The organism is Variovorax sp. WDL1, assembly GCF_001541225.1.
In the GTDB taxonomy this organism is placed as follows: domain Bacteria; phylum Pseudomonadota; class Gammaproteobacteria; order Burkholderiales; family Burkholderiaceae_C; genus Variovorax.
Map to the genome: position 1 here is coordinate 55,883 of NZ_LMTS01000026.1, position 23,757 is coordinate 79,639.

General features: G+C 62.9%; 19 protein-coding genes and 1 CRISPR repeat array. Of the genes, 14 read left to right on the plus strand and 5 right to left on the minus strand.

Annotation, left to right across the window (positions count from 1 at the left end; genetic code table 11):
* Positions 1-65: 65 nt before the first annotated feature.
* Complete coding sequence (locus APY03_RS03875) at positions 66-1,088, minus strand: helix-turn-helix domain-containing protein (RefSeq protein WP_068674082.1); 1,023 nt, start codon at positions 1,086-1,088, stop codon at positions 66-68.
* 297 nt (positions 1,089-1,385) lie between these two features.
* Here APY03_RS03875 and APY03_RS03880 point away from each other — a divergent pair, with 297 nt between their 5' ends.
* A complete protein-coding gene (locus APY03_RS03880) occupies positions 1,386-4,484 on the plus strand; it encodes an error-prone DNA polymerase (protein WP_068674084.1) in 3,099 nt (1,032 codons plus the stop codon).
* 387 nt (positions 4,485-4,871) lie between these two features.
* On the opposite strand, the gene APY03_RS45575 is transcribed toward APY03_RS03880, so the two are convergent.
* Positions 4,872-5,171, minus strand: a complete 300-nt coding sequence (locus APY03_RS45575; RefSeq protein ID WP_083944145.1) for a helix-turn-helix domain-containing protein — start codon at positions 5,169-5,171, stop codon at positions 4,872-4,874.
* A gap of 155 nt (positions 5,172-5,326) precedes the next feature.
* On the opposite strand from APY03_RS45575, the gene APY03_RS03885 reads away from it, so the two are divergent.
* The 12 genes from APY03_RS03885 to APY03_RS03940 all read left to right on the plus strand — a co-directional run bounded on the left by APY03_RS03885 (position 5,327) and on the right by APY03_RS03940 (position 19,959).
* A complete protein-coding gene (locus APY03_RS03885; RefSeq protein WP_083944146.1) occupies positions 5,327-7,900 on the plus strand; it encodes a CRISPR-associated helicase/endonuclease Cas3 in 2,574 nt (857 codons plus the stop codon).
* 1,013 nt (positions 7,901-8,913) lie between these two features.
* A complete protein-coding gene (locus APY03_RS03890; protein WP_068674089.1) occupies positions 8,914-9,510 on the plus strand; it encodes a CRISPR-associated endonuclease Cas1 in 597 nt (198 codons plus the stop codon).
* A gap of 223 nt (positions 9,511-9,733) precedes the next feature.
* Positions 9,734-10,096: a type I-E CRISPR-associated endoribonuclease Cas2e gene (cas2e, locus tag APY03_RS03895; protein ID WP_083944166.1), complete on the plus strand. Its 363-nt coding sequence runs from the start codon at positions 9,734-9,736 to the stop codon at positions 10,094-10,096.
* A 33-nt stretch (positions 10,097-10,129) separates the two neighbouring features.
* Positions 10,130-11,012: direct repeats of the CRISPR family, unit length 29 nt; unit sequence GTCTCCCCCGCGCAAGCGGGGATAGCTCG.
* Positions 11,013-11,272: 260 nt separating this feature from the next.
* Complete coding sequence (casA, locus tag APY03_RS03900; RefSeq protein WP_068674093.1) at positions 11,273-12,844, plus strand: type I-E CRISPR-associated protein Cse1/CasA; 1,572 nt, start codon at positions 11,273-11,275, stop codon at positions 12,842-12,844.
* Positions 12,841-13,329: a type I-E CRISPR-associated protein Cse2/CasB gene (casB, locus tag APY03_RS03905; protein WP_068674095.1), complete on the plus strand. Its 489-nt coding sequence runs from the start codon at positions 12,841-12,843 to the stop codon at positions 13,327-13,329. The genes casA and casB overlap by 4 nt, the downstream gene beginning before the upstream one ends.
* A gap of 54 nt (positions 13,330-13,383) precedes the next feature.
* On the plus strand, positions 13,384-14,553 hold the full coding sequence (cas7e, locus tag APY03_RS03910) for a type I-E CRISPR-associated protein Cas7/Cse4/CasC (protein WP_068674097.1): 1,170 nt from the start codon (positions 13,384-13,386) through the stop codon (positions 14,551-14,553).
* Between the two features lie 9 nt (positions 14,554-14,562).
* On the plus strand, positions 14,563-15,240 hold the full coding sequence (gene cas5e, locus APY03_RS03915; protein WP_083944147.1) for a type I-E CRISPR-associated protein Cas5/CasD: 678 nt from the start codon (positions 14,563-14,565) through the stop codon (positions 15,238-15,240).
* Positions 15,241-15,245: 5 nt separating this feature from the next.
* Positions 15,246-15,899 carry a type I-E CRISPR-associated protein Cas6/Cse3/CasE gene (gene cas6e, locus APY03_RS03920; protein ID WP_146039555.1) on the plus strand — a complete coding sequence of 218 codons (654 nt, stop codon included), beginning with the start codon at positions 15,246-15,248 and terminating at the stop codon, positions 15,897-15,899.
* 551 nt (positions 15,900-16,450) lie between these two features.
* Complete coding sequence (dbpB, locus tag APY03_RS03925) at positions 16,451-17,548, plus strand: DGQHR domain-containing protein DpdB (RefSeq protein WP_162570915.1); 1,098 nt, start codon at positions 16,451-16,453, stop codon at positions 17,546-17,548.
* Positions 17,545-18,018 (plus strand): DUF6884 domain-containing protein, encoded by a 474-nt coding sequence (locus tag APY03_RS03930; protein WP_332105935.1) that lies wholly within the window; start codon positions 17,545-17,547, stop codon positions 18,016-18,018. The genes dbpB and APY03_RS03930 overlap by 4 nt, the downstream gene beginning before the upstream one ends.
* Positions 18,019-18,178: 160 nt before the next feature.
* Positions 18,179-18,799 carry a hypothetical protein gene (locus tag APY03_RS03935; protein WP_146039553.1) on the plus strand — a complete coding sequence of 207 codons (621 nt, stop codon included), beginning with the start codon at positions 18,179-18,181 and terminating at the stop codon, positions 18,797-18,799.
* A gap of 65 nt (positions 18,800-18,864) precedes the next feature.
* A complete protein-coding gene (locus APY03_RS03940) occupies positions 18,865-19,959 on the plus strand; it encodes a hypothetical protein (protein WP_232324144.1) in 1,095 nt (364 codons plus the stop codon).
* Positions 19,960-20,033: 74 nt separating this feature from the next.
* Here the strand turns inward: APY03_RS03940 and APY03_RS03945 are convergent, their stop codons facing one another.
* The gene (locus APY03_RS03945; protein WP_068674107.1) at positions 20,034-21,041 is read right to left on the minus strand and encodes a hypothetical protein; all 1,008 of its coding nucleotides are present in this window, start codon (positions 21,039-21,041) and stop codon (positions 20,034-20,036) included.
* A 199-nt stretch (positions 21,042-21,240) separates the two neighbouring features.
* Between APY03_RS03945 and APY03_RS03950 the strand changes: the two genes are divergently transcribed.
* A complete protein-coding gene (locus APY03_RS03950) occupies positions 21,241-21,489 on the plus strand; it encodes a hypothetical protein (RefSeq protein ID WP_232324145.1) in 249 nt (82 codons plus the stop codon).
* Between the two features lie 22 nt (positions 21,490-21,511).
* Here APY03_RS03950 and coaD read toward each other — a convergent pair whose 3' ends face one another.
* On the minus strand, positions 21,512-22,030 hold the full coding sequence (gene coaD, locus APY03_RS03955) for a pantetheine-phosphate adenylyltransferase (RefSeq protein ID WP_068674111.1): 519 nt from the start codon (positions 22,028-22,030) through the stop codon (positions 21,512-21,514).
* Positions 22,027-23,244 carry a dephospho-CoA kinase gene (locus tag APY03_RS03960; RefSeq protein ID WP_068674112.1) on the minus strand — a complete coding sequence of 406 codons (1,218 nt, stop codon included), beginning with the start codon at positions 23,242-23,244 and terminating at the stop codon, positions 22,027-22,029. The genes coaD and APY03_RS03960 overlap by 4 nt, the downstream gene beginning before the upstream one ends.
* Positions 23,245-23,757: the final 513 nt, after the last annotated feature.

The window sequence follows — 23,757 nt, forward strand, 5'->3', positions numbered from 1 at the left end:
CCGTTGCGGCGACCTTGGGCCTTCCGGAGGTCGGTGGCCGCCTGTGCCTGAAGTCGGTAGGGGCCTTAGGCGGTCACGATGCGGGAGCGCCGCACGTCCCCGACTTGCGCGCCGCTGACTGGCGCCGTTGAGGGCGTTGCGCGCTTCCAGGCACGACGCGACAGCTCCTTGTTGACAGAGGCGACGTCGCCACTGTCGAGCAAGCCGGTTGTGAACATGGCAACGAGATTGTTGACAAGACTTCTGACCGTGGCAGGCAGGCCCGCGAGGTAGTCCGCTTCGGATTGCGCCGGGGCGTCAATGGGGGTAGCTGGCGCGTAGCGCAGGCCTTCGGGGTCAAGCCAGTCAGCCGGCACGTCAAAGGCCTTTGCAATGCTCTGCAGGCGGTCGCTCGGCAAGCCGCGCACGCCGGATTCTGCGTGGCTGATAGCAGTGCGCAGTCCCTGAAAATCGAGCGGCTCGACCTTCATCGCAAGCTGGTTGCGGGAGACGTCGGAAGCATGACGAAGTGCGCGCAGGCGCATCGATTGAGTCGGCCGCGGGGCCTTTCCCTTGGCGCCAAGAATGAGCCAACTACCCGAAACGCCGAACTCGGTGGCAATACGGAGAATCGTGTCGGGACGAGGGGTGGCGAGGCGCTCTTCCCACCCCTTCAGGACTGTCGCGGTGCTGTGGCCGAGGCGCGTCGCCATCTGCGCCCTGGAAAGGCCGAGCGCTTGCCGAAGGTCTCGCAGGCGGAAATGGATACCAGGCGCGATGTCGTCGAAGGACCATTCCCCTGTGACCTCAGGCAGTGCCGCGGTTTCGACATCGCCAGTGCCCTTGAGCAGAGTGGCCGAGTCCGTGGCGTAGCGGGACGCGAGCTTGTCGAGGTGGTCGAGGTTGACAACGGAGAAGACGCCTCGCTCGAGGCGGGAAACAGCGGCATGGCTGCCCTGATAGCCCAAGACCTCCTCGGCAATTTCGAGCGTGGTTTTGCCAGTCGCTTCGCGCAGCTTTCGCAGACGCGCGCCCAGCTCTAGGCGGTCGGCGAGGTCAAGCTTACGCTTGCGGGAGGTTGCATCGACCTGGTTGGCGGTGGCGGGCATTGGGTCCTCGAAACTACATTGAATTTAATGCGCTGCGGTTGCGGCGCTTGGGGTTATTGTACGACAGTGCTTGAACGAGCACCATCAGTATCAGATGCAAGCATTTTAGATTTAGCTGCACCGTAGTGGCGCCGGCGCCACCTGGTTTTTCTCAGGCCCGATATGGCCCAATCTGATTGCCGCCATCGCGCCCGTCGAACCGCCCGTGCAGGCCGCGCAGGCGCGGTCCCGGTCCGATGTCGCAGGCCTGCAAGCTGTGCGATACTGTACGGCCATCCAGTATCCTGGCCGCCGGCAATGTCCGCCCTTCCCGCTTACGCCGAGCTGCGCTGCGTCTCCAATCACACCTACCTGCGCGGCGCCAGCCAACCGGAGGAGCTGGTGGAGCGCGCTTCGCAGCTTGGCTATTCCGCTCTCGCAATCGCTGACGAGTGCAGCCTGGCGGGCATCGTGCGCGCGCACGTTGCTGCCAAGGAGCACGGCCTCAAGCTTCTGGTCGGAACCCAGGTCCAGGTTGCTTGCGGCCACCCCTTCACGTTGCTCGTCCTTGCGTGCAACCTGAACGGGTACGGGAACCTTTGTGAATTCATCACCAAGCTTCGGCGTGGCTCAGAGAAGGGAAAATACGAACTGCAGTTCGCAGACCTGACCGCCGCGGCCCTTGAGGACTGCGTCGTCGTCGCCTGCCCGAAGCGGATGTCGACCCCGGAACAGCTGGAGACAACAGGACGCTGGCTCCTGTCAGAGTTCCGGGGGCGTTGCTGGTTCGGCGTCGACCTTCTGCGCCTCATCGACGACGAGATGTGGTTGTACCGACTCCGCCAGGTGAGCGAGCTGACGGCAATTCCCTTGGTAGCCGCCGGCGACGTTCATTTTCATGTTCGCTCCAGGAAACCACTCCAGGACGTACTGACCGCTACGCGAGTTGGCCGCCCGCTGACGGAGTGCGGCCTCGACCTTCAGCCAAACGCAGAGCGGCACCTAAGAACGCGTCTTCGGCTGGCGCAAACCTACCCGGAGGATTTGCTTGCAGAGACGCTCAACGTGGCCGCGCGCTGCCAATTCAGCCTCGAGGAGCTTCGATACCAGTACCCCGACGAAGTGGTGCCGGACGGGGAGACGCCCTCCTCCTATTTGCGGCGCCTGACCTACGAGGGCGCCGGCCGACGGTGGCCAGAAGGGGTGCCGGCGAAGGTCCAGCTACAGATTGAGCACGAGCTGACATTGATTCAGGAGCTCCGGTACGAGCATTACTTCTTGACCGTCGCTGACATCGTCCAGTTCGCGAGGTCTCGCAACATCCTGTGCCAAGGGCGCGGGAGTGCCGCCAATTCCGTCGTCTGCTATTGCGTGGGCGTCACTGAGGTCGACCCAGCGCGCATGAGCGTCCTTTTTGAGCGTTTCATTTCCAAGGAAAGGAATGAGCCGCCGGATATCGACATCGATTTTGAGCACGAGCGTAGAGAAGAAGTTCTCCAGTACCTGTACCGGCGTTACGGACGCGACCGTGCCGCCATCACCGGTGTGGTGACCAGCTATCGGCCCAAGAGTGCGGTGAGGGACGTGGGCAAGGCGCTGGGATTTGACCTTGAGGTGGTAGACCAGCTTGCCAAGAATCATCAGTGGTTTGACGGCAAGGCGGTCATGCCGGAGCGTTTAGTGGAACTAGGCCTGTCGCTTGATGACCTGAAGGTGCGCCAGCTGATGTTGCTTACAGGGCAACTGCTAGGGTTCCCAAGGCACCTCAGCCAGCACACCGGCGGGTTCGTGCTCACAAGGACGGCGTTGTCTCGGCTGATTCCAATCGAGAACGCCTCGATGAAGGACCGAACGGTCCTGGAGTGGGACAAGGATGACCTTGACGCTTTGGGGTTTCTCAAGGTCGACTGCCTGGCTCTGGGCATGCTGACCGCCATCCGCAAATGCCTGGATTTCATCGGTCAGCGTAAGGGGTTCGTATTCGCGATGCAGGACATCCCGGCGGAGGACCCCGAGACGTACGAGATGATTTCGCGCGCGGACACCGTCGGAGTCTTCCAAATTGAGAGCCGCGCGCAGATGAGCATGCTGCCGCGGTTGAAGCCTCGGTGTTTCTACGACTTGGTGGTCGAAGTCGCGCTCGTGCGCCCCGGGCCCATCGTCGGCGGAATGGTGCACCCGTATCTGCGGCGTCGGCAGGGGCTCGAGCCCGTGACGTATCCAAGTGAAGCGCTCAAGGAGGCGCTTGGCCGCACGTTGGGCGTGCCCGTATTTCAGGAGCAAGTAATGCAGATTGCGATGCTTGCCGCGGGGTTCACCGCCGGGGAGGCGGACGGGCTCCGCCGAGCAATGGCTGCCTGGAAGCGCAAAGGCGGTCTGGAAAAGTACCATTCCAAAATCGTCGAGGGCATGACGACGCGGGGCTATGAAAAGGCGTTCGCCGAGCAGATTTTCGAGCAAATCAAGGGCTTTAGCGAGTACGGATTTCCCGAAAGCCACGCGGCGTCGTTCGCCCTCCTCGTCTATGCGAGCTCGTGGATTAAACGGCACCACCCGGCAGAGTTCCTGACCGCAATGCTGAACTCCCAGCCATTGGGGTTTTACAGCCCAAGCCAACTGGTACAGGATGCCAAGCGGCATGGAGTCGTCGTCCGGCCGCCCGACGTCATGCACAGCAACCTGGACTGCACGCTTGAAGACCTCCCGCATGCGCCGGCGGTGCGACTTGGACTTCGGCTTCTCGCAGGGCTGCGGTGGGAATCCGCGCAGCGCATCGTCGATGAACGCGCGCGAGGGCCGTTCGACAATGCTGAGGACCTTGCCAGGAGGGCGCGGCTCGAGCTGGCTGAGATGAAGTTGCTCGCAAGCGCAGATGCCTTGATGTCGCTGAGCGGCCACCGGCGGGTCGCGGTCTGGGACGCCGCGGCTCTCCGCTCTGTGCCCGAGCTCCTGCAGGAGGCGCGCGTCGACGAAGACGTCCTGGAGCTGGCGCCGGCGCCCGAGGGTGAAGAGGTGATGTTCGACTACGCTGCGACGGGCTTGACGTTGCGCAGCCATCCACTCGCGCTGCTTCGACCGTTGCTCGCAAAACGGGGGCTGGCCACGGCCGCCGACCTGCAGGACGTTGAGAACGGGGCGGAGGTGCGCTATTGCGGACTGGTCACTCTGCGGCAGCAGCCTGAGACGGCGAACGGCGTCATCTTCGTATCGCTCGTGGATGAGACCGGCGTGGTGCAGGTGATTGCCTGGCGCAGCATCAAGGAGGCGCAGAGGCAGGAGCTGCTGAACGCCCGACTACTTGCCGTCAAGGGCACTTGGCAGCGCGAAGGTGAGCTCCGGAGCCTAGTCGCAGAGCGGTTGAAGGACCTGACACCATTACTTGGTCGACTGCGAACCACTTCCAGGGACTTCCATTGATTTCTCAATGCCACGGCTAAACCGCTGAGCTATATCGATAGGGACATCCGCACCCGCGGGAATAGCTCGAGCGCAATCCGCGATGTTGGGGAACGCATTCGGAGAAGCCCCGCGTAAGCGGGGATAGCTCGTTCGAGAGGCACCGCAGCTCGGCGTATTGAGGGCACCTCCCGCGTCGGCGGGGATACCTCGTGCCATCACCCAACGGAGTTCATAGCCGCAACGTTCCTCCAGCGTAAGCAGGGATAGCTCGTAGTGCTCGTCCTGCAGCTCTACGATGAGCTTGTCTGCCCCGCGAGAGCGGGGATGTGCTTGGGCATAGCCCGCCCAACTCAACGCCCCTGGGTGTCGGGTTCCGGGACGTTCGGGCTTATAGCTTGATGCCTATCACCGTCGCCAAGGCGTCCAAGCGATTCTCTGGCAGTGCGGCCAGGTGCATCGCGATGCGCTCGAGCTTGGGGGGACTTTAGGAGGCTCTCCTGCTGCGTCAACGCCAGTAACGAGCCAGCGCGCACTCACCTGAAGGGCGTCTGCCACTGCAAATGCATTGACTGCTGATACCCCGCCGGCGTCTGACTCCATCTTGCGCACGGCCTGCAGCGTGACGCCCACGAGGGCAGCTAGCTCCTTCTGCGTCATTCCGAGCCTCTCGCGACTAGTGATGATTCTTTTCGGGAGGTTGTCCATCTCCAAACTGTATTCGAAGTGTTGGCTCGGCCGCGCCAGCGAACGACGTTTGTCGCCGTTCCGGCGTTTTAGGACGGCCCAAGCCGCACCTGGGCGCGCAATCAGTTTAGACCGCTAAATACTCACTCTAGACGGAGCTCCACCAGGAGCTTCGTTTGACTGCAGATTTTCTAACCTATTGGGGCAAGGCGCACCCATTGCCCGGCACAACTGTCGCTTGGCACCCCCTTGCGTATCACAGCTTGGACGTCGCTGCGGTCGTTGGCGAGTACCTGCGGGTCAATCCTTCGCTCAGCTCGACGCTGGCTCGACTCCTGGGGATGGCCGAGGACGCTGCAATCAAGGTGGCCATGTTCCTGGCAGGCAGCCATGATGTTGGCAAGTTCGGCCCGTTTCAAGCGAAGGTCGAGGAGCTGTTTGCTCAGCTGCAGCCGGACCAACCGGTTCCCTCTCAAGCTGCACAGCACCACTCCCAGGCCGGCATTTCCACCTTACTCGACTGGGTGTCGGCCCGGTGGTACCCCGATTCCCTCGAAGACGCGGAATTAGCGCTAGAGCCCCTTCTGAACGCTTCTTGCGGGCACCACGGCAGGCCAGTTGACCTCTCAAACTCGACAGGGGTGGGGAAGCGCACGACTGCGGCAGCCCACGCCTACCTTGATGCCGTTGCCGACGTATTGGGGCTCGACAGTTTCGTCGACCTTTGGGACGGAGGCGGCTACCGCCAGGCGTCATCCTTGCTCGCCGGCGTGCTGACCCTCTGCGACTGGGTCGGCTCCATGCAGAGGTTCTTTCCCTATCGAGCACCGACGATGTCCTTGAAGTGCTATTTCGTCGAGGCACAAGACCAAGCGCGTACCGCGCTGGTTGAGCTCAGCCTGGCGGAAAAGCGCCCAAGCGCCAAAGCCGGGCTCTCGCACCTATTCCCTGCGTTCACGGCGAGTGCCACACCGCTACAGCGATTTGCTGATAGCGTCGAGTTGGACCGCGCCGGCCCTTCCCTGTTCATCCTGGAGGATGAGACCGGTGCCGGCAAGACCGAGGCCGCGCTGACCCTTGCTTCGCGGCTGCTTCAGGCCGGAAGAGGCACCGGGGTGCTCGTCAGCCTACCGACACAGGCCACCGCCGATGCTCTTTGCGGGCGGCTGCTGCCTTTGGCCAACATGTTTTTTGAGGCAGAAGGCGGAGTTCCGTCGTTCTCGCTGGCACACGGAAGTGCGTCTCTGTCGCTGGCGCGGCTGCGCTCGGAGCATCTCGAAGCTGGGTCGATTTGTGCCGACCTCGACAGCTGGGCCCAGGACAGCAGCAAGACTGCCCTGCTTTCGGACGTCGGGGTGTGCACCATCGACCAGGTCGCGCTGTCTATCCTGCCGGTGAAGCACTTTTGCTTACGGCAACTGGGCATCGGGCAAAAGGTCCTGGTTGTTGACGAGGCTCACGCATGCGACGCCTACATGCTCAAGCTTCTTGAAACAGCGCTCGAGGCACATGCCATGCGCGGCGGTAGCGCCATCCTGCTGTCGGCAACGCTACCGCGGAAGCACAAGGCCGCCCTTGTCGCTGCCTTTCGGAAGGGCGCCCGTTGGACTGGCGCGCAGGCCGTCCCTGTCTCCACCGACTACCCTCTTGCCACTGTCGCCTCTTCGGGCGGCATGGTTGAGACGCCGATTGCCGCACGACGTGTGAGCAGGTTCACCCGCATTCAGCGAATCGGGGATAGCGCAACCGAAGCCCTCGTCCTGAGGCTACTTGCAGCAGGCAAGTGTGTTCTCTTGCTGCGCAACACAGTCGGCCGTGCCCAGGCGGACTTCGACACGTTCTTCGCCCTGTTGCCAGGCCAGGTGCAGCTGGCGCACGCGAAGTTTGTCGGCAAGCATCGCTCGGAAAATGACCGCAACCTGCTGGAGCAGTTCGGCAAGCGCTCGACATCCGCTACTCGCAAAGGACAGCTGGTCATCGCTACCCAGGTGGCGGAGCAGTCACTCGACGTGGACTTCGACGAGCTCATCACCGACTTGGCCCCAATCGACGCCTTGCTGCAGCGTATCGGCCGCTGGCGCCGGCACGTTCGGGACGCCGACGGGAAGATGGCGATGGCAGGCGACGATGCGCGCGGGGAAGGCCTGGTGTACGTAGTCGCGCCCGAGACTCACGGCAATGTCGACTTCCTTGCGGAGCTCCCTGCGAACACGATGTTCGTCTATCCCCTTCCTGTGGTGCTCTTTCGCACGGCACAGTTGGTTGAGGAGCGCGGTGGCTTGCAGATTCCCGCAGGCGTTCGGGAAGCCGTCGAGTTCGCGTACGACGAAGAGGCCGAGGCGCCAGCATTTCTGGCGTTTGCGGAAGAGCGGTCAGAAGGGAAGATTGAAGCAGCCAAGCGAGCGGCTAAAAACGTTCGACTGAATCTGACCGTGGGCTACTCCCAGTTGATTGCAGACGTGGCGCCTGAGCAAGCAGTGACCCGGCTGGGGGAGAAGTCGGTCCGGGTAGTGCTTTGCGACCAAGGCGGCGCCCCCTTGTTTGGCAGCATGGAGTTGTCCCGCCTAAGCCTACGAGCAAGCCTACTTGCTCTCGAGGTCGACGACACCGGGCACGCAAAGTTGAGGATGGGCGCAGCCGGCTCGGGTGAGTGGGAGATGTTGGCGGTCGACCATGCGAGCAAGGAGCGATTGGTCCGCTACAGTCGGACCCGTGGGTTTTCGGTGGGCCCACCACAGCGGCGGAGATGAGAGCCGCGGCGCACGTACGTGCGCCAATGAACGGATAAAGCCGGTGGCTAAAAAATGCAGGTGCGAAAGACGTTGACCGCGCAAGCGGGGATAGCTCGCCGTAGTTTCGGGTGTCGAACGACGCGTGCGTCTCTCCCCGCGCAAGCGGGGATAGCTCAGGAGCATCGGACCGATGCCAACCGTCGCCATCGTTTATCCCGCACAAGCGGGATGATGCGCACCGGATACGGAGGCCGCAAGCCGGCTCCCCCCCCACCAGCGCAAGCGGGGATAGCTCGGCCGGTCTCGTTCACTGATATCGCACCGAACGGCTCCCCCCCCCCGCGCTAGCGGGGATAGCTCGGTCTGCGATGCCGTCCTCTTTCGGGGTGACCGGTCTCCCCCGCCTACGCGGGGATAGCTCGGGTTGTCGCATCATCACTTGCGGTGGCGTTGAGACTTCCCCGCGCACGCGGGGATAGCTCAGGCTGGAACCGCGAGCGCGAGCAGTATCAGGCGTCTCCCTGCGCAAGCGGGGATATCTCGGACTTGAGGGCTGCCATTTGCTTGTCTCCTGCGTCCCCTCCGCGCAAGCGGGCATAGCTCGTTCTGTAGGACGTCGTGCACGCCGCCGCCCTCGTCTCCCCCGCGCAAGCGGGGATATCTCGGGAAGCAGCAAGTAGTCGCTCTCATTTGCGTCGTCGGCCCCGCGCGAGCGGGGATAGCTCGCCCCCCCACCAGAACGTCCGGCCGCGCATCAGAGTCTCTCCCGCGCGAGCGGGGGTAGTTCGTGCGATTGCTCGTGCAGTGGCGAGAACCATGGGTCTCCCCCGCAAGCGGGGACAGCTCGCTCGCCCACAGGAAATGTTCTGGATGGGGCATGTCCCCCCGGCGCAAGCGGGGACACTCGAAACGATTGCCGTCGTGCTCGCAAGCGGGAATCGCCGGGTCACGTCAAGGCGCCCTCATTCGGCGGGATATTTGCTCTCCGCGTCAGCAGAAGACCTGGTGGTAACGCAGCGCTACACCTGGGTATGAACGCCCCGCTAAAGCCTATCTATCGCCTTCAGAAGGAACGGATACCCTTCATTTTCCTGAGCTACGGCCGCCTTGACGTCAAGGACGGCGCATTTGTACTGGAGGATGCGAATGGAACTCGCGTGCAGATGCCAGTGGCTGCTTTCAATGTCTTGTTTCTTGAGCCCGGGACGAGCGTGACCCACGCTGCCTTCCAGCTCGCGGCCCAGTGTCACACTCTCATTTGCTTCGTTGGCGAGCAAGCGTGCCGTACATACTCTGTCGGGCGCCCTTCCGACGGAAACCCTACCAACCTTAAAGTGCAGGTCTTGGCATATGCCGACGAAGCCCGGAGGCTTCAGGTGGCCCGCAAGATGTTCGAGATTAGGTTCGGCGAGGCGATTCCGGCCCGACGCAGTATTGAGCAACTTCGAGGCATCGAGGGGGTGCGGGTCCGCGAGTCCTACAAATTGCTGGCTCGACAGTTCGGAGTGGACTGGAAAGGCCGAACCTACGAGCAAGGAGAGTGGGACGCTGCCGATAGCGTCAACCGGGCCCTGTCCGCAGCGAATGCGGTGGCTGTTATTCTCGCCTGCGGATACAGCCCACGATAGGGTTTGTCCACGACGGAGGGGCCAAAAGTTTTGTATACGACATTGCAGACCTCTATAAGTTGGAGATTTGCGCACCTCTTGCGTTCAGGGCTGCCGCGGGGAGCTCGGCATTCGCGGTGGAGACTCAAGTAAGGCGGCACCTGCGTGACCACTTTAAGCAAACGCGATTTGTTGCGCGGGTCGTGGATGACCTCAAAGGCCTGTTCGAAGAGTCGACCGCATGATGCTCGTCCTCGTCCTGACTGGTGCGCCACCTCGCTTAAGAGGCCGGCTATCAACGATACTGCTTGAGGTGCGGGCTGGCGTCTATACCGGGCACGCGACACAGAAACTGCGTGAAGAACTATGGGCGTTGACTTGCGGCAACATCGAGGATGGCGACGCCCTGATTGTGTGGCCAGACCAAACTGAGGTTTGCGGCGTCTCGTTCCGGACGGTAGGCGTGAATCGGCGCCGGGCGGTCGAAGTCGATGGGCTGCAGCTGGTGGATTTCCCTCGGTTGAGCACAGACGAGGTCCCTGAGTCCATTATGGATTTAGCAGGTCTAGCGGAGGTGGTTTTCCCCGGTGGACAGTGTGACAACTAAAATGTTTCGCTAAATCAACGGGTTAGGGGAAGAGTCTCCCCCGCGCAAGCGGGGATAGCTCGCGCAGCGTCAGGCTTTGGCGTGCTGCGTGCGCGTCTCCCCCGCGCAAGCGGGGATAGCTCGTCTTGTGGGGCGCTGACGGCCGCTGCAACGTCGTCTCCCCCGCGCAAGCGGGGATAGCTCGTAAATCCGTTCGCACCAAGGTGAGCCGCACGCGTCTCCCCCGCGCAAGCGGGGATAGCTCGCCGTGCTGGGGCGCGCGTACCGCGCAGCTGCTGTCTCCCCCGCGCAAGCGGGGATAGCTCGCAGTCTTTGCTTCCATCTCGAGACGTCGAGTAGTCTCCCCCGCGCAAGCGGGGATAGCTCGCCGGCGTCCACCGCGTTCGACATCGTGCCCCTGTCTCCCCCGCGCAAGCGGGGATAGCTCGCGAGGCTTGTTGCATGCAAAGAAGGGGGCTTCGTCTCCCCCGCGCAAGCGGGGATAGCTCGTCGACCATCGAGAGCATCGCCATCCAGGAGCCGTCTCCCCCGCGCAAGCGGGGATAGCTCGCCGACGAGGAAGCCACCCAGACATCCGTAGACGTCTCCCCCGCGCAAGCGGGGATAGCTCGCGGCTGGTGATTGGCCTCGAGGACGCCGAGGGGTCTCCCCCGCGCAAGCGGGGATAGCTCGTGCGCTATCACCTGGCAAGCGCGCTGCATTGAGTCTCCCCCGCGCAAGCGGGGATAGCTCGCCCTCTTCGAAGTGGTCGATGCCGGTGGACACGTCTCCCCCGCGCAAGCGGGGATAGCTCGTGAAATTGGTCGTCCTCGATTTGCTCACGCGTGTCTCCCCCGCGCAAGCGGGGATAGCTCGGTACGGGCTGCGGGCGATGAGCATTTGCTGAGGTCTCCCCCGCCCAAGCGGGGATAGCTCGCCCTTGATGGCCAAGTTCACGCCAATGAGCACGTCACCCCCGCTTGCGCGGGGATTGGAAGTCTCGGTCGACCGCCAACGGACAGCCCGTGCCAGGCTCTTGTGCTGCGGCGTGGAGCCTGGCCTCAGCTTTTAAGGCTGTAACCTATACTCGAGCGCATTGCGCTATCAGTGTCCTTTGTGATACAATGAGTGACGCTTTAGCATTCGTCGCCTACGTCATCAAGCAAGGCGGCATAATTTCACTATTTCGCTGTGCGCATGAACGTACTCTTAGACCCTTGGGTCCCCCTCCTGCTGCCAGACGGTACTGTGGCCAAGCAGCGCATGGTGGACATCCCTACCTCCGGTGCGCTTCGTGTGGAGCATGCCCGAGCCGACTACTCAGCGCTCATCACTGAGCTGGCGGTGTGCGTTTACCAGACCCTTGCGGCGCCGCACGACAGGATTGCGCGACGAGCTCTGGTGCGGGCCCCCGACCTTGCATTGCTGGACAAGGCGTTTCGAACTGCCGCGCCTGCGTTTGAAATCTTTGGTGACGGTGCACGATTCCTGCAGTCGCCAGAAGCTATTGGCGGAGAAATCCCTGTGCGTGGCCTGGTACCAGAGGGGCCCGGTGCGAACGCTGTTGCCAAAAACACCGACCTTTTCGTTCACCGCTCGGCACTCGACTCAATGTGCCCACATTGCGCCCCGGCGGCCCTCTTTGGCAACCAGGCGCATGCGGGCCAAGGAGGTTCCGGCTACAAGGTTGCCCTGCGCGGGGGAAGCGCCCTGGCCGCGCTCATCGAGGCACCCACCTTGTGGGAGACCATCTGCCTCAATCTACTGGACCGCGACACGTACACCGACCGCTACTGCCTCGAGGGTGGAGCGGAAGAGGATTTCCCCTGGACGACGGGCCTGAAGGTCTTCAGCAAGGAGGCAATCGGGCCAAGGGAGCTGGGTGCGCACGCGGCGCTCTGGTGGATGCCCCGTGCCCTGCGACTCCATGAAAGCGCGAACGCGGACGGCACCTCATGCTCCACCTGCGGAGAAGTTCACCCCACGCATATTCGAACCGCGAGCCGTGACAAGACGGCCGCCCGTCCGCCTGAGGGGCTCCGCCACCCTCACACGGCGTGGTGCATGCTCAAGAACGAGAAGGAGATAGACGGCGTCAAGACCAAGGTGGACGTTGAGGCCGCGGTCATGGTTCCGTCGGAAGGCTACATGCTCGGGGACTGGCTCGCGCTGACGCTGGGCGCACAAACCCCGACCCGCCGAATCTTGGCCGGCCTGCCCGCGATGGCACACCTGTCCCGCGCAGAGGCCGCGCGCGCTACCCTTCGCGTCTTCGGTCCGCGCTACGCCACCGCCACGTTCCTGACCTGGTTCGACGAGGCGGGGCCACTATTGGCCGCAGCTGACGCGGAGCACCTTCGTCAATTGCGAGCAGAGGCCGAGAAGCTGGTTGCCGAAGCGCAGCGGGTCCTCGTCATCGTCCGGACGGCCGCCCGGAAGAACCTCGGTAGCAAGAAGCGACCCCTTGCGGTGCCGCTTTCCAGCAGTCCCGGGCAACTCGAATCCGAACTTGCCGGCCGCGCACGCTCACTCATCAGCCGTGCACTGGCGAAAGTCGACGGAGCCGGCGGCAGCCTCACGCAGGATGACTACGAGCAATTTTGCAGTCAGTTGCGCAAGGCGGCAGTATCGCTGTTCAACAGAGCGCTAGTCATCGACTTCGCGAATGAGACCTTGAGCCACAAGCTCGTTCTGCTGAGCGCCAAAACGTACTCACTGATTTACCCCAAGGCCAAGCCGGCCTCCAACCAGGACGCTATCGCCGCATGACTCCGCCAAACCCTTCCCTGTCCGCCGCCAACATTGTGGTCAGCGCCATCTTCGCCCTGAAGGCTTCCCGGAATCCGGAGTACTTCAGGTTGCGCCGAGGCAGCGAAGCGCTCCACGCAATGTTCGAACCCACTTTCCCCCAGACACGGCAGGCACTCTCCGCTGCGGGTCACCGCGTGCGTGACGAGAACCTTGCATGCGCGCTGCTTCTGCTTCCGCACGTCGGGCAAGGCAAGGCGAGCCTGGGGCAGGCTCTTGGGGACAAGAAGCACCCCTACTCCGCGCTCCGTTTCCAGCAGCTCGTTACCGCCGAGGGCCCGGAAGAGCTGTTTACGCATGTTCATCGTGCCATCCGCTTCGTTGAGGGCCAAGTGTCGCCCTTCAGCATCGCCGACCTCGCGCTGAACTGGACTGAGGGTTACGCGGACGTCCTGCGCAAGCGGCTCGTTGCGGACTATCACTCCGTGAAGCTCACAGCCGCCTGAGCCGCGTCGCACCCACTCCGTCTCCGTTTTCATCCAATCCAATCGGCATCTCTTATGACCAAGAAGTTCATTCAAATCCACGCACTGACCGCGTACGGCGCCAACAACCTCAACCGCGACGAGTTGTCGCGTCCGAAGAGCGAAGTGTTCTGCGGAGTTCCTCGTCTTCGCCTGTCCTCGCAGTGCTTGAAACGGGCTTACCGCACGAGCGAAGTTATGGCCGACATCATGACCGGCACGCGCAGCCGCGACCTGTGGTTCACGCTTGCCTCGGAGCAAGTCGCCCTTGGTCACCCTGAAGCGGCCGTAATCGCGCACATCGTGCCTGTTCGCGACGCGTTCGAGGGTAGCAAGAGCGCCGCTCCTAAGGACGAAGAATCCGGGACGGACGACGCGGATTCTGAAACGCCGCCGTCCGAGGCGAAGAAGGGCAAGGGCGGCAAGAAGAAGAAGGGCGCTGCGCCCCTCCCCGCTACCTTGGCGGAGCTCAAGGGGAACCTGTTTTACGCCAGCAAATCGGAGGTCGAGTTCATCAAGACCGTACTGGCCGACTCGCTCAACCCCAGCGGCTCCACCAAGGGCGCTCCTATCGAGCAGAAGGTGGTCGAGGGCCAGATTCTGGACCTGCTCATGAGCGTCGACGTGGCGATGTTCGGTCGCATGGTTGCCGGCAACAAGCCCCTCTCCGTCGAAGGCGGGGTGCAGGCCGCTCACGCGTTCACTGTTCACAAAGCGACTGCTGACGATGACTTCTTCACCGCTGTCGACGACATTTCGCCAGACGAGGGCTCGGGCCACATGGGTTCGAACGGTTTTGGCGCAGGGGTGTACTACTCCTACTTCAACGTGGACGTCGACGTACTGCTGAAGAATCTTAACGGTGACAAGGCGCTGGCGGCACGAGCAATCGAAGCCTTCATTGAGGCCGTCGCGACCGTGGCGCCCGGTGGCAAACAGAATACGTTCGCGGCGCGCTCGTACGCTTTCTACCTGGCGGTCGAGGTCGGGAATGCACAGCCTCGCTCCTATGCGGATGCCTTCGCCGCTCCGGTGAAGGGCGACGACATTACGGGCGGCGCCGTTGCAGCGCTGCGTGCGAACCGTGAAGCAGCCTTTCAATGCTTCCCCTCGCAGCGTACCGAGTATCGCGAAATGTTCGTCGCTGCCCGTCAAGGCTCCCTTCCTGAAGTGCAGGCCCTGGTGGCAGAGGCAGTGGCGGCTTAAGGGCAGACCGTGCACTACCTTGTTCTGCAACTGAAGGCGCCGTTAGCCTCCTTCGGGAGCACGTCGGGCGAGCAACGAGGCACTGATGGTCGGCCTCGCCGCGCCGCGGTGGTGGGCTTGCTCGCGGCTGCGCTAGGCATTCAACGTTCGGAAGACAGCCGCTTTCTCGCCCTGTCCAACGCGCTGTCGCTAGGGTATGTGGTACTTCGCACGCCAACTGTGCTGGTCGACTTCCATACCGTGCAGGCACCTGCAAAGCAAATCGGTCGCACCCGCAGAGAGCAGCTGGCCACCGGCGAGCCGAATTCGATGGTGACCCGTCGTGAGTACCTGCAAAGCGGCCACTGGTTAGTGGTCCTTGGAGGGGAGGAATCCGTTCTGCGCACCATTGCCGATGCACTGTGCGCGCCCGCGTTCCCGCTTTACCTCGGCCGCAAGAGTTGTGCGCTGTCAGCCTTTACCGCACCACTCGTGTTTGCCGCCGAGACGGCGGAGGACGCAATGCGCGAGTGGAGCCGTCGTGTCGGAGGCACCGGCCATCCGTGTGAGCGCGAGTTCTTCTGGGAAGCCGACCTGCCAACGGCGGTCGAGCCGCTTGTCGTCCATCGGCGAAACGACCGACGTACTGCGCTCTCGAGAAACAGTTTTTCCTCCCGCGTTGAGCGGGAGGGTCATTTGACCCTTTGATTTTCATGCAGCTCACCCACCTCACCCTCCCCCGTACCCGCGAATCGGTCGCCGCCTATTCCCGCCTGGTTGCGAACAAATACGTGGAGCACCAGGCGCTCTGGTCCATGCTCCAGGCTCGACCGGATGCCTCCCGGGAGTTCCTCTACCGCACTGAAATCACGGATGACGGTCTCGAGGTCTACGTTTTGTCGCCGAAAGCGCTCTCGCCCGAGGGTCCATGGCGCGCCCGAACGCGCGAATACGCGCCCAAGGTACGGGCTGGCCAACTGGTGGGCTTCTCACTTCGGGTCAGTCCGACGGAGGATAAAGCCCAGGGGCTCAATGCTCGCAGCAAGCGGGTCGACATGGTGATGGACCGATATCAGGCCGCTGGCGGCGAGGTCGACGTTCAGACTATCGCGCAGGGGGTAGCGGCCGATTGGCTCGAACGCCGCGAGGAAAGCTCGGGTTTTCGGGTCGTGGACTGCTCTGCGGGAAACTACCGACGCTTCGACGTGACGAAGCGGGGCCAGCACATGACCAAGCTTTCCTACCTGGACATCACCGGTACCCTCGAGGTGCAAGACCCCGCTCGTTTCCTCACGAAGCTAGCCACGGGATACGGTAAGGCGAAGTTCGCCGGCTGTGGCTTGATGCTGCTTTCCGCACCGAAGTAACCCTTGCGCGGGCAGAGCCGACGGGGAGCCGCGGAGCCTGGTCGCAGAACGGCTGAAGGACTTGACGCCACTGCTAGGGCTGTTGAGGACAAGCTCGCGGGATTTCAAGTGACGCAGCGAGACCGTTCGCCGCAGCAATGGCGCGGCGCGTAGTCTGTCTGGCGTTAATTTCTCGATGCCCCTTCAGTCCTGCTCGACCTGGCGGCGCATTGTTCGTTGCGAGGCCAGCTCAGGGTGACATTCCTCCCCCCGCCAAGGCGGGGGGATTCCTACGTTTTAGGCCAGGCGCTGAGCGTGCACCTGTCCAGCGTGGTGGTCGTATCAGCCGCGCAAGTTGGGTGCTCGGGCGCCTGGCAAGAGCTGCGGGCTCCTATCGTGCGACCATGGCGTCCGCCTAATATCCCCGGCCTGAAGACGGTGGGTTTACGCGAGATGGTTGCTAAACCTCGCTCGGCATACACTACGTTCTACAAAGTCCGGCCCTTAAACGCAATTGAAGGTTATAGCTTTATAGAGTAAAGTATGTGTCCCGTATAAATCGAAGGACGCTAGTGCAAGAGATTCGTCTGCAAGGTTTGCTCGCCCAACAGTCCCGGCGGCACAAGGTGCTGAGCGTGACGGCGCTGCCCGGCCAACTGCGTGCCATAGCCCGGGTCGAACGCGTGGGTCGTGAAGAGGACGGGAAGCTGCGGGGTTTCCAGCGTCACCTTGTTGCCAAGCACATCCGAGAAATCAGTGAGTACCTTCAGGAAGGGCATGCCATCCTGCCAAACCCGGTCGTGATTGCCTTCGTCAAGGGCGCGCGGGTTGAGCAAGTTGCCGGCAAGCTCCATGAGCTGGTGGTCACGCTCCGTGACGGCGACGGGCCCGGCTTCGTGGTCGACGGCCAGCAGCGTCTCGAGGCGCTCGTGGCGAGCGGTCGAACAGACTTCGAGGTCTTCTGCTCGGTCCTCATCTGCGAGGACTACGCCGAGCTGCGGCGGCAGTTCGTGCTCATCAACAACACTCGGCCTCTACCCAAGCAGCTGGTCTACGAGCTTTTGCCAACAGTGTCGTCGTTGCCCAAGCGCATGAGCTCCCGGTCGTTCGGCTCCCAGGTTGTCGAGCAGCTCAACTATCGCGCCGACTCGTCGTTGCGCCGCGCGGTGAGCCAGCACACCAATCCCAAAGGCGTTGTGCGGGACACGGCGCTTCAGAAGCTCGTCATGTGCTCCCGCTCTGACGGCGCGCTTCGGGAAGCGCCGGCGGAGACCGCGGTCGCGCGCTCGGCTGACCTGGTCAGCGACTTCTTCTGGGCCGTCCGGGACACCTGGCCCTGCGCCTGGGACGAGCAGACCCCTCGGACCTCCCGGCTGGTCCACAGCGCCGGCATCATGGCGCTCGGCTTCGCCATGGACTACTTGCACGGCGTCGAGGGCGCCCGAACCAGGCAACAGTTCAGGGCCGGGCTGGAGCGCATCGCCAACGAATGCGCCTGGACGCACGGCTCCTGGCGGTTTTCGGTGGACGACGTTCGCCCTTGGAACCAAGTCCAGAACGCGGGTCGCGACGTATCCATCTTGGCCAACCACCTGGTGCGCAGCCTTAAGGAGACCGGGCGTCCACGCCGGCGCGCGGCGCGTGTGGGCATCCAGTCGGCCTTGGCTTGACAGCAAGGACCACGGGGCTGCACTCGCCCACCGTCTTCGTTGCCTGCTGCTCGCAAAAGTTGAAATCGGCTGCACCGGCGAGGGACTTGTACTGCTCGGACCTGTTCAGGAAGGCGCGCGCCTGGACTGAGCGGCAGACCGGGAGCTGGTACATCCTGTCCGCAAAGCATGGGCTCGTGCACCCGGACGAGCTTCTATCGCCCTACGACCAGTCTTTGAACGACCTCAGTGCGGCTGGTCGCAAGGCGTGGGCCCGGGAAGTGGAACGCCAGATGCAATCGGCCAGCCTCCGAGGAGAGGCCTGCGTCGTCCTCGCGGGGCGGGCCTACCGAGATGACTTGATGAGATTCCTGTCCACGAGGTTTGGCGACGTGCACGTCCCGCTCGCCGGGCTCGGCATTTTGTCGCAGAAGGCATGGCTGAAGCGGCGCCTGGCGCAGCAGGCGGCCGGGTTCGCGCAAGCAGCGTGATAACTTCGACAGAACGTTGAACAGAGGCACCATGGAAGAAGGCGAAGACAAGTACAGGGGATTTTTGGACAGGTCGTTCGACACGGCCTTCGAGGCGTTGCGCCTTCCTTTGCTGCCTTGGGTAGGCTCGGCCTTCCGAACGTCCGCCAAAAGGACCATCGTGCTGGGCGAAAGCCTCTATGTCTGGGGCTCGGCTGAGGAGTACGAGAGGAACCGCGAGAAAATTTCGGTCGTTGACAGCATGCGCTGGCGGCACCTGAGGATGGGCCTGTCGGACAGCTTTCCAAAGGGCAGCCGCAAGCGCGCATTCCTCGCGAATTTCGAGCGAGCCGTGTTCCTGAAGACACGGCCCTCCGCCGCGGAGCGGCAGAGGCTGTGGTCCGAGGTCGCCTACCTCAACTTGGTGCCACGGCTGCTGAATTCCCGCACGCATCGGCCGAAGGACGAGGACTTCGTGGCCGGCTGGAACCAGTTTTTTCCAGTGGCGGCCGCGCTAGAGGCTGAGCGTTGCATCGTCTATGGCACAGAGCCAAAGAAGATTGCCGCGCTTCGCGCAATGCCTGACGTGCAGATACTCGTGCAGGAGCGCCTACCTGCGATTGTCGACACCCGCCCGCTGCACATGCGGCTCGTGCACGGGGGACGGGAGCTGGAGCTCTTTTTCGTCCGCCACCCCAGCGCGTATTTTCCCTGGGACGAATGGGGGCCGGTACTTCGCAGCCGCGGTGTTTGGCTGGACTCCACTTCCGTCCCGCCGGCCCAAGTCGCTGAGCCCGCTTAAGGACCACACAAGCGGCCTTCCAATCGCGGGCTGAATCCCTTACGCTGGAACCTCGGGGCAGGAGGGTGCCCGCCACAGCGAGGAGAAGCTCGATGCATTTGTTCGGAACCGTGATGCCATTTCATCGGGCCGCCGGATGCCTAGCGCTTGTGGCGTCCGCAGCTCTTGCGACGGCCCAGCCGGCACCGACGGCGCCCCGCGGTCCCTCGGAGGAGGCTATGCGCGCCTTCCTTGCCCAGGGCAAATGGAGCACCACGGCTGATGACAACATCAGCGGGGAGTTGCTGCAGGCCGACTTCATCAAGACGCTGGTCGAGGCCTACGAGACGAATCCGACAGACGCGACCGCAATCGCCAATCTGTCGCTCATTCCCCTCGCCCTGGCGGTCGCCGAATGGGGCGTTTCGCCGACGACAGGCCTCCCGAAAGACCCAGCGCGGAGAAACTGGGAGGCGGTCGAGAGCACCGGGGACGGCAAGCACCTCATGAGCTATTCCAAGGGCGGCATTGGCGTCATGCACCAGGACTCGGGCGGCTTGGAAAAGCTCATGGGGTACCTTGAGAAAAACCATCCGGACGTCGTGCCGGCTGCGAACAAGAATGAATTCTTCAAGCTCAAGGGCGTCAACTTCGACAGGCTCTATGCCAGCGGCGGCCACTGCACGTCGCCCCTCACCGAAGTCAAGACGGACCTCGCGGGTGCAGCGTTCCAGCACGATGAACACCCAAGATTTGCCGGCAAGAAGTACTGCAGGGACTATTTCCGGAGCACGTTGAGTCCAAAGGACTGGCAGGTGTTTCGGCACGGCATGCGCGAGGCACTGCGTCGCGAGGACGTGCAGTTCCGCATCATGCGGGATTTTGCAAACAACGAATGGGCCTCGGCCTATCGGCTGGTGGTGACCGACGGCAAACACGACGTGCGGGAGGCGTTCATCCTCGCACGCATCTGGAATTCCAGCCCAAGGGGCGCCAGGTGCGCCTTCGGCCACGCAAAAGGGGCGACGGGTACCGCCGCTCGCATCCAAAAGGAACTCGAGGCCTACGCTGACGACGAAATTTGCCCCAAGGACGGCAAGGAACGAATGGTCGAGCGATGGCCGTACATGCGCCGTGCCGTGCTTGCGTACGACGCGTTCGCGAAAAAGCCACCGCCCTGACCAGCTTGCGGGCCGTCCTTCCCGAATCGAAAAAGCCCGCCTCCTCGAGAGGAAGCGGGCGGTAAATCATTCGGTCAGGCCGGCAGGGCCTTGAGCAAGTTGAACTTTGCCTCGGCGAGGCGCTTGAAGTCCTGTTTGGCGGACCTGAGCTGGATGCTGGCGCCAGTAGCGACGGCAAAGTCACGCAGCAAGTCGAGCGCGACGAGCTGCCGCAATGTATCGAACGCCGCGAGAACGTCGTGCACGCCCAGGCAAAGACCAGGCTTCACGTCCTTTGCGGCTTCAGCCAGGAATTGGGCGAAGGCGAACGCCATGCGCTCTCCCCTGCTCGCTTGCCACATGAACGCGCCGTGCGGGTTGCCACGATGGGTGACGCAGAGTCCCAGCACCGTGCGCCTCAGCCCGTAATCCAGGCCCATAAGGCGCCGGAAGATGACCTCCACGTGGTCCCAGACCTCGTCCGTGAACTCGTCGCCTCGGGACACGAGGGCCGGGCTGTCGTACCGACGCTCCGCCTCGCGGTAATCTAGGATGGGCCCAACCGTGAGGCCGGCCGACGCCTCGAGCTGTTCGGGCGTCGTCCCCAGCTGTTCGTACGGCTCCCGCACCAGGTGCAATTCCGGCCGTTCTGCCGCACGGGCGGCGCCGACCAAGGGCTGAAAGGGGTTTTGCAGCAAAAGCTGTGCCTGCGCAGGCGTGACCACCCGCTTCATGGCGTAGTTCCGGTCGTCGTTGACGATGTGGGCCCGCGCCACCAGGTACTCCGGTTGGTCGATGAGTTCCGACGGCCCGACGACGAACAGGTACAGGTTCTTCTTCGGGCTGTACTCGAAATGGTCCTTGCCGCACACGTGCTCCCAGAGCTGGCTGCGTGCGTATTCGACCTCCCCCTGGCTGCCAGCAAAGGAAAACACCTCCTCGGCAGCCACAATGTACGCGATGCCGTAGAAGGCGTCCAAGGCATAGAGCTCGGCGCGCAGGTGGTTGCCGATTCGGCTGTACGGAAGGCCTGCCTCCCGCAGGATGCCCTCGATTTCGTCGAGCCGATAGGGGGCTTCCGCGGCGGTGTCGTTTGCGTTCAAAAAACTTCTCCTGTGAGGTTGTCCTGCAACCGTCTAGCGAGAGCACGAGGGCTGGACGCCCTCTCAAAAATGTCAGCTTTGGCTTGCAATTTCGCCGCCGTCAGCCCAGTTGTAAGCTATGACTAGCAGCCCACGCGCATCCGCTAAGCTGGCCAACACCTTGGCTGGACCCGCACCGGCCCGCGGGTCGGGCCTCGAGATGGCTCCTTCCAATTCGCCGAAGCTTCGCTACGATATGCGCATGCGACGTAAAGACCCGATTCCACCGATGCCGTCCTTCGAGGAGCAGATGGAAGCCTACCGCGCGGAAAGCTGGCGGGTCTTCTGCGAACACCAACGTTCCCGCAATGCAATCGACCAGCGGCCTTGGTTCCCCTGGGCGGTCGTTGGCCTGGGGGCGAGTCTCGGCGCAGCCCTTGTTGCCTTGGCGGGCTGGCTCAAGGGCTAGACGGCGCTGCGGGCCCGCCGGCTCAGGCGGTCGCGGCCCTCTTGGCCTTGAAGGCAGCGATGACCGCCGGGTGGGCCATCCTTGTCAGCAAGGTTTCCCAGTCTCCGACGCCCACCAGACCCTTGACGAACGACGAGCTCGTCTGCGCCAGGCGGTCAGGCGTGATGAGGAATATGGTCTCGATTCTCGGGTCAATCGTTCGATTAAATTGGTTGATACCGAATTCGTAGTGAAAGTCGTTGCTGTTCCGGATGCCGCGGATGATGTGGGTCGCCCCTACCCTGCCGGCAAAGTTCACCAGCAGCTCGCTTTCATACGAAACCACCTCGATGCGGGCGTAGTCGGCCGGCGTGAGCTTTGACGACAGCACAGCCCGGATGAGCTCGAGGCGCTCGGTGAGCGAGAAATAAGTTTTCTTGTCCGGATTCACGCCGATGGCGACATAGAGCTTGTCGGTCAGCCGAAGGGCCTCCCGAATCACCCACAGGTGCCCCTTGGTCAGGGGGTCGAAGGTACCGGCGTAAACAGCGATGCGAGTCATTGGGCGGGAGCCACTGATTTCCAGCGGCAGATGAGAGAGTTGAGGTTTGCGCGCGCAGCTTCTTCAAGATGCGCGAACGTGGGGGTGAAGTAGACCTGGTCCCGCTCCAGGAAGGTCGTCAGCGCTTGAACGCGGCCACGGGCGAACTCCTGGTCGCCGTATCGCGAGAACTCATGTCGGATGGCCTGGTCGAACTGCTCGGCTGCGGCCGGGCCTTTGCCCAGGATGGTTAGGTCGATGTCCAGGAAGAGCTGCGCGTCGGCCAATGCGGCTGGACGCGACTGGAGGTAGCCCGAAGCGGGCTGATGGCCTTTGGTGGCGAGGATGAACTCGGCGGCGAGGGCGACCACGCTCGACCGCTGCTCGTGCTCGTAGAGGAGCGGGCTGCCGCTGCGCCGAAGCACGTCGCTCATGGCCTTCACGCTACGGGCCTCGTTGTCGCCATACCGGTCGTCGACCTCGTACACGTAGTCGTGGAACCAGATGGCGAGCGCGAGCGCCTTGGGATGGGACACATTGGAGCCAACCTGGTCCAGGCGTTCGAACATGGCATGCAGATGCGCCAGGGTGTGATAGCGGCGATGGGGCTGAGAGTAGGCTGCGACCAGCTCCGGCCAGGCATCGGCTACGCCCAGGTCGCAAAGCGCGCGGTCCCGGAGGTCACCGATGCGGATGGCCTCGACGAGGCGCGCCAGTTGTTCGGGTACGTCGTCGCGCCCCGTATCGACGGCCTGGTCGGCCAGGGCAACCTTGGCGGCAGTGCTCAGCTGGGCGGCCCGGATGGCAGCAATCTTGCCGGCTGAGGCCTTATCCCGGGCAGCTACGCGCTTAACCTGGGTCTCCTGGTCACAGTGCACCGTGACGCAGAGGTCGACGTGCCCCAGTGGCCACGCTGCCTCGAAGTAGAGGGGGAACTCGATAAGAAGGTTCGGGTGCGCCTGCAGGGCATCGGTGAGCCGTTCCTGTAGGGCGGGGATGGACCGGGCCTCGAGCTGCCGGCGAAGCTCGGGCTGGGCGAAAACGATGTCGGAGACTTGCTTGCGGTCGGTCGTGCCGAATTCCTTGTCCAGGAACGCAAGAAAGTGGTCGTCCCGGTAGAGCCCGTCAACTTCCTTGTCGAAATCCAGCAGCTTGTATTGGGGCAGCGCCTTGCAAAGCTGCGCGGCAACCGTCGACTTCCCTGAGCCGATGGTGCCGGTGATGATGACGTGCATGTCTTGGAGGGTCCTCTTGTAAGAAGCATTTTAGCACGAAGCGCGCCCACTGCAATTTAGATTTCGATGTAATTGCTGTTTAGAGCCGCAGGCAGCGCGGGCTAAATAGTTCGGCTAGACGCGTGTTTGGAGCACACGTGGCCGAAGGACACATCTACCTCGCGAGAAGCAGCAGCTACCCCGGGATGGTGAAGGCGGGCTTTACGACCCGCGCACCTGAAGAAGCGCACCGGCCATGTCGACCTGGACATCGACTACACGGATGTCACGCGCCACACGGACGAGGCAGCGAACGAATCGCGTTCGGACGATGTGACCTTCGGGGCTTTGGCGGCAAGGCAAACTCGCGAAGTCTTTGAACACCCGATTCACCCGCCAGGTACCGAGGTGGCCACCACCAACATCCTCACTATCGATGGTTCTCGAGTGGAAACTCGCTCTTCCGTCTACGAACTCCTCTGATTCGAATCCGCACCCGCCGCAGCTTTCGCTCGGCGGGTTTTTCGTGTGAGG

What these genes read in the sequence shown, in the direction of transcription:
- APY03_RS03875 (WP_068674082.1), bottom strand. Translation starts at nt 1,088, where the DNA reads ATGCCCGCCACCGCCAACCAGGTCGATGCAACCTCCCGCAAGCGTAAG.
- APY03_RS03880 (WP_068674084.1), top strand. Translation starts at nt 1,386, where the DNA reads ATGTCCGCCCTTCCCGCTTACGCCGAGCTGCGCTGCGTCTCCAATCAC.
- APY03_RS45575 (WP_083944145.1), bottom strand. Translation starts at nt 5,171, where the DNA reads ATGGACAACCTCCCGAAAAGAATCATCACTAGTCGCGAGAGGCTCGGA.
- APY03_RS03890 (WP_068674089.1), top strand. Translation starts at nt 8,914, where the DNA reads ATGAACGCCCCGCTAAAGCCTATCTATCGCCTTCAGAAGGAACGGATA.
- cas2e (WP_083944166.1), top strand. Translation starts at nt 9,734, where the DNA reads ATGCTCGTCCTCGTCCTGACTGGTGCGCCACCTCGCTTAAGAGGCCGG.
- casA (WP_068674093.1), top strand. Translation starts at nt 11,273, where the DNA reads ATGAACGTACTCTTAGACCCTTGGGTCCCCCTCCTGCTGCCAGACGGT.
- casB (WP_068674095.1), top strand. Translation starts at nt 12,841, where the DNA reads ATGACTCCGCCAAACCCTTCCCTGTCCGCCGCCAACATTGTGGTCAGC.
- cas7e (WP_068674097.1), top strand. Translation starts at nt 13,384, where the DNA reads ATGACCAAGAAGTTCATTCAAATCCACGCACTGACCGCGTACGGCGCC.
- cas6e (WP_146039555.1), top strand. Translation starts at nt 15,246, where the DNA reads ATGCAGCTCACCCACCTCACCCTCCCCCGTACCCGCGAATCGGTCGCC.
- APY03_RS03950 (WP_232324145.1), top strand. Translation starts at nt 21,241, where the DNA reads ATGGCTCCTTCCAATTCGCCGAAGCTTCGCTACGATATGCGCATGCGA.
- coaD (WP_068674111.1), bottom strand. Translation starts at nt 22,030, where the DNA reads ATGACTCGCATCGCTGTTTACGCCGGTACCTTCGACCCCCTGACCAAG.
- APY03_RS03960 (WP_068674112.1), bottom strand. Translation starts at nt 23,244, where the DNA reads ATGCACGTCATCATCACCGGCACCATCGGCTCAGGGAAGTCGACGGTT.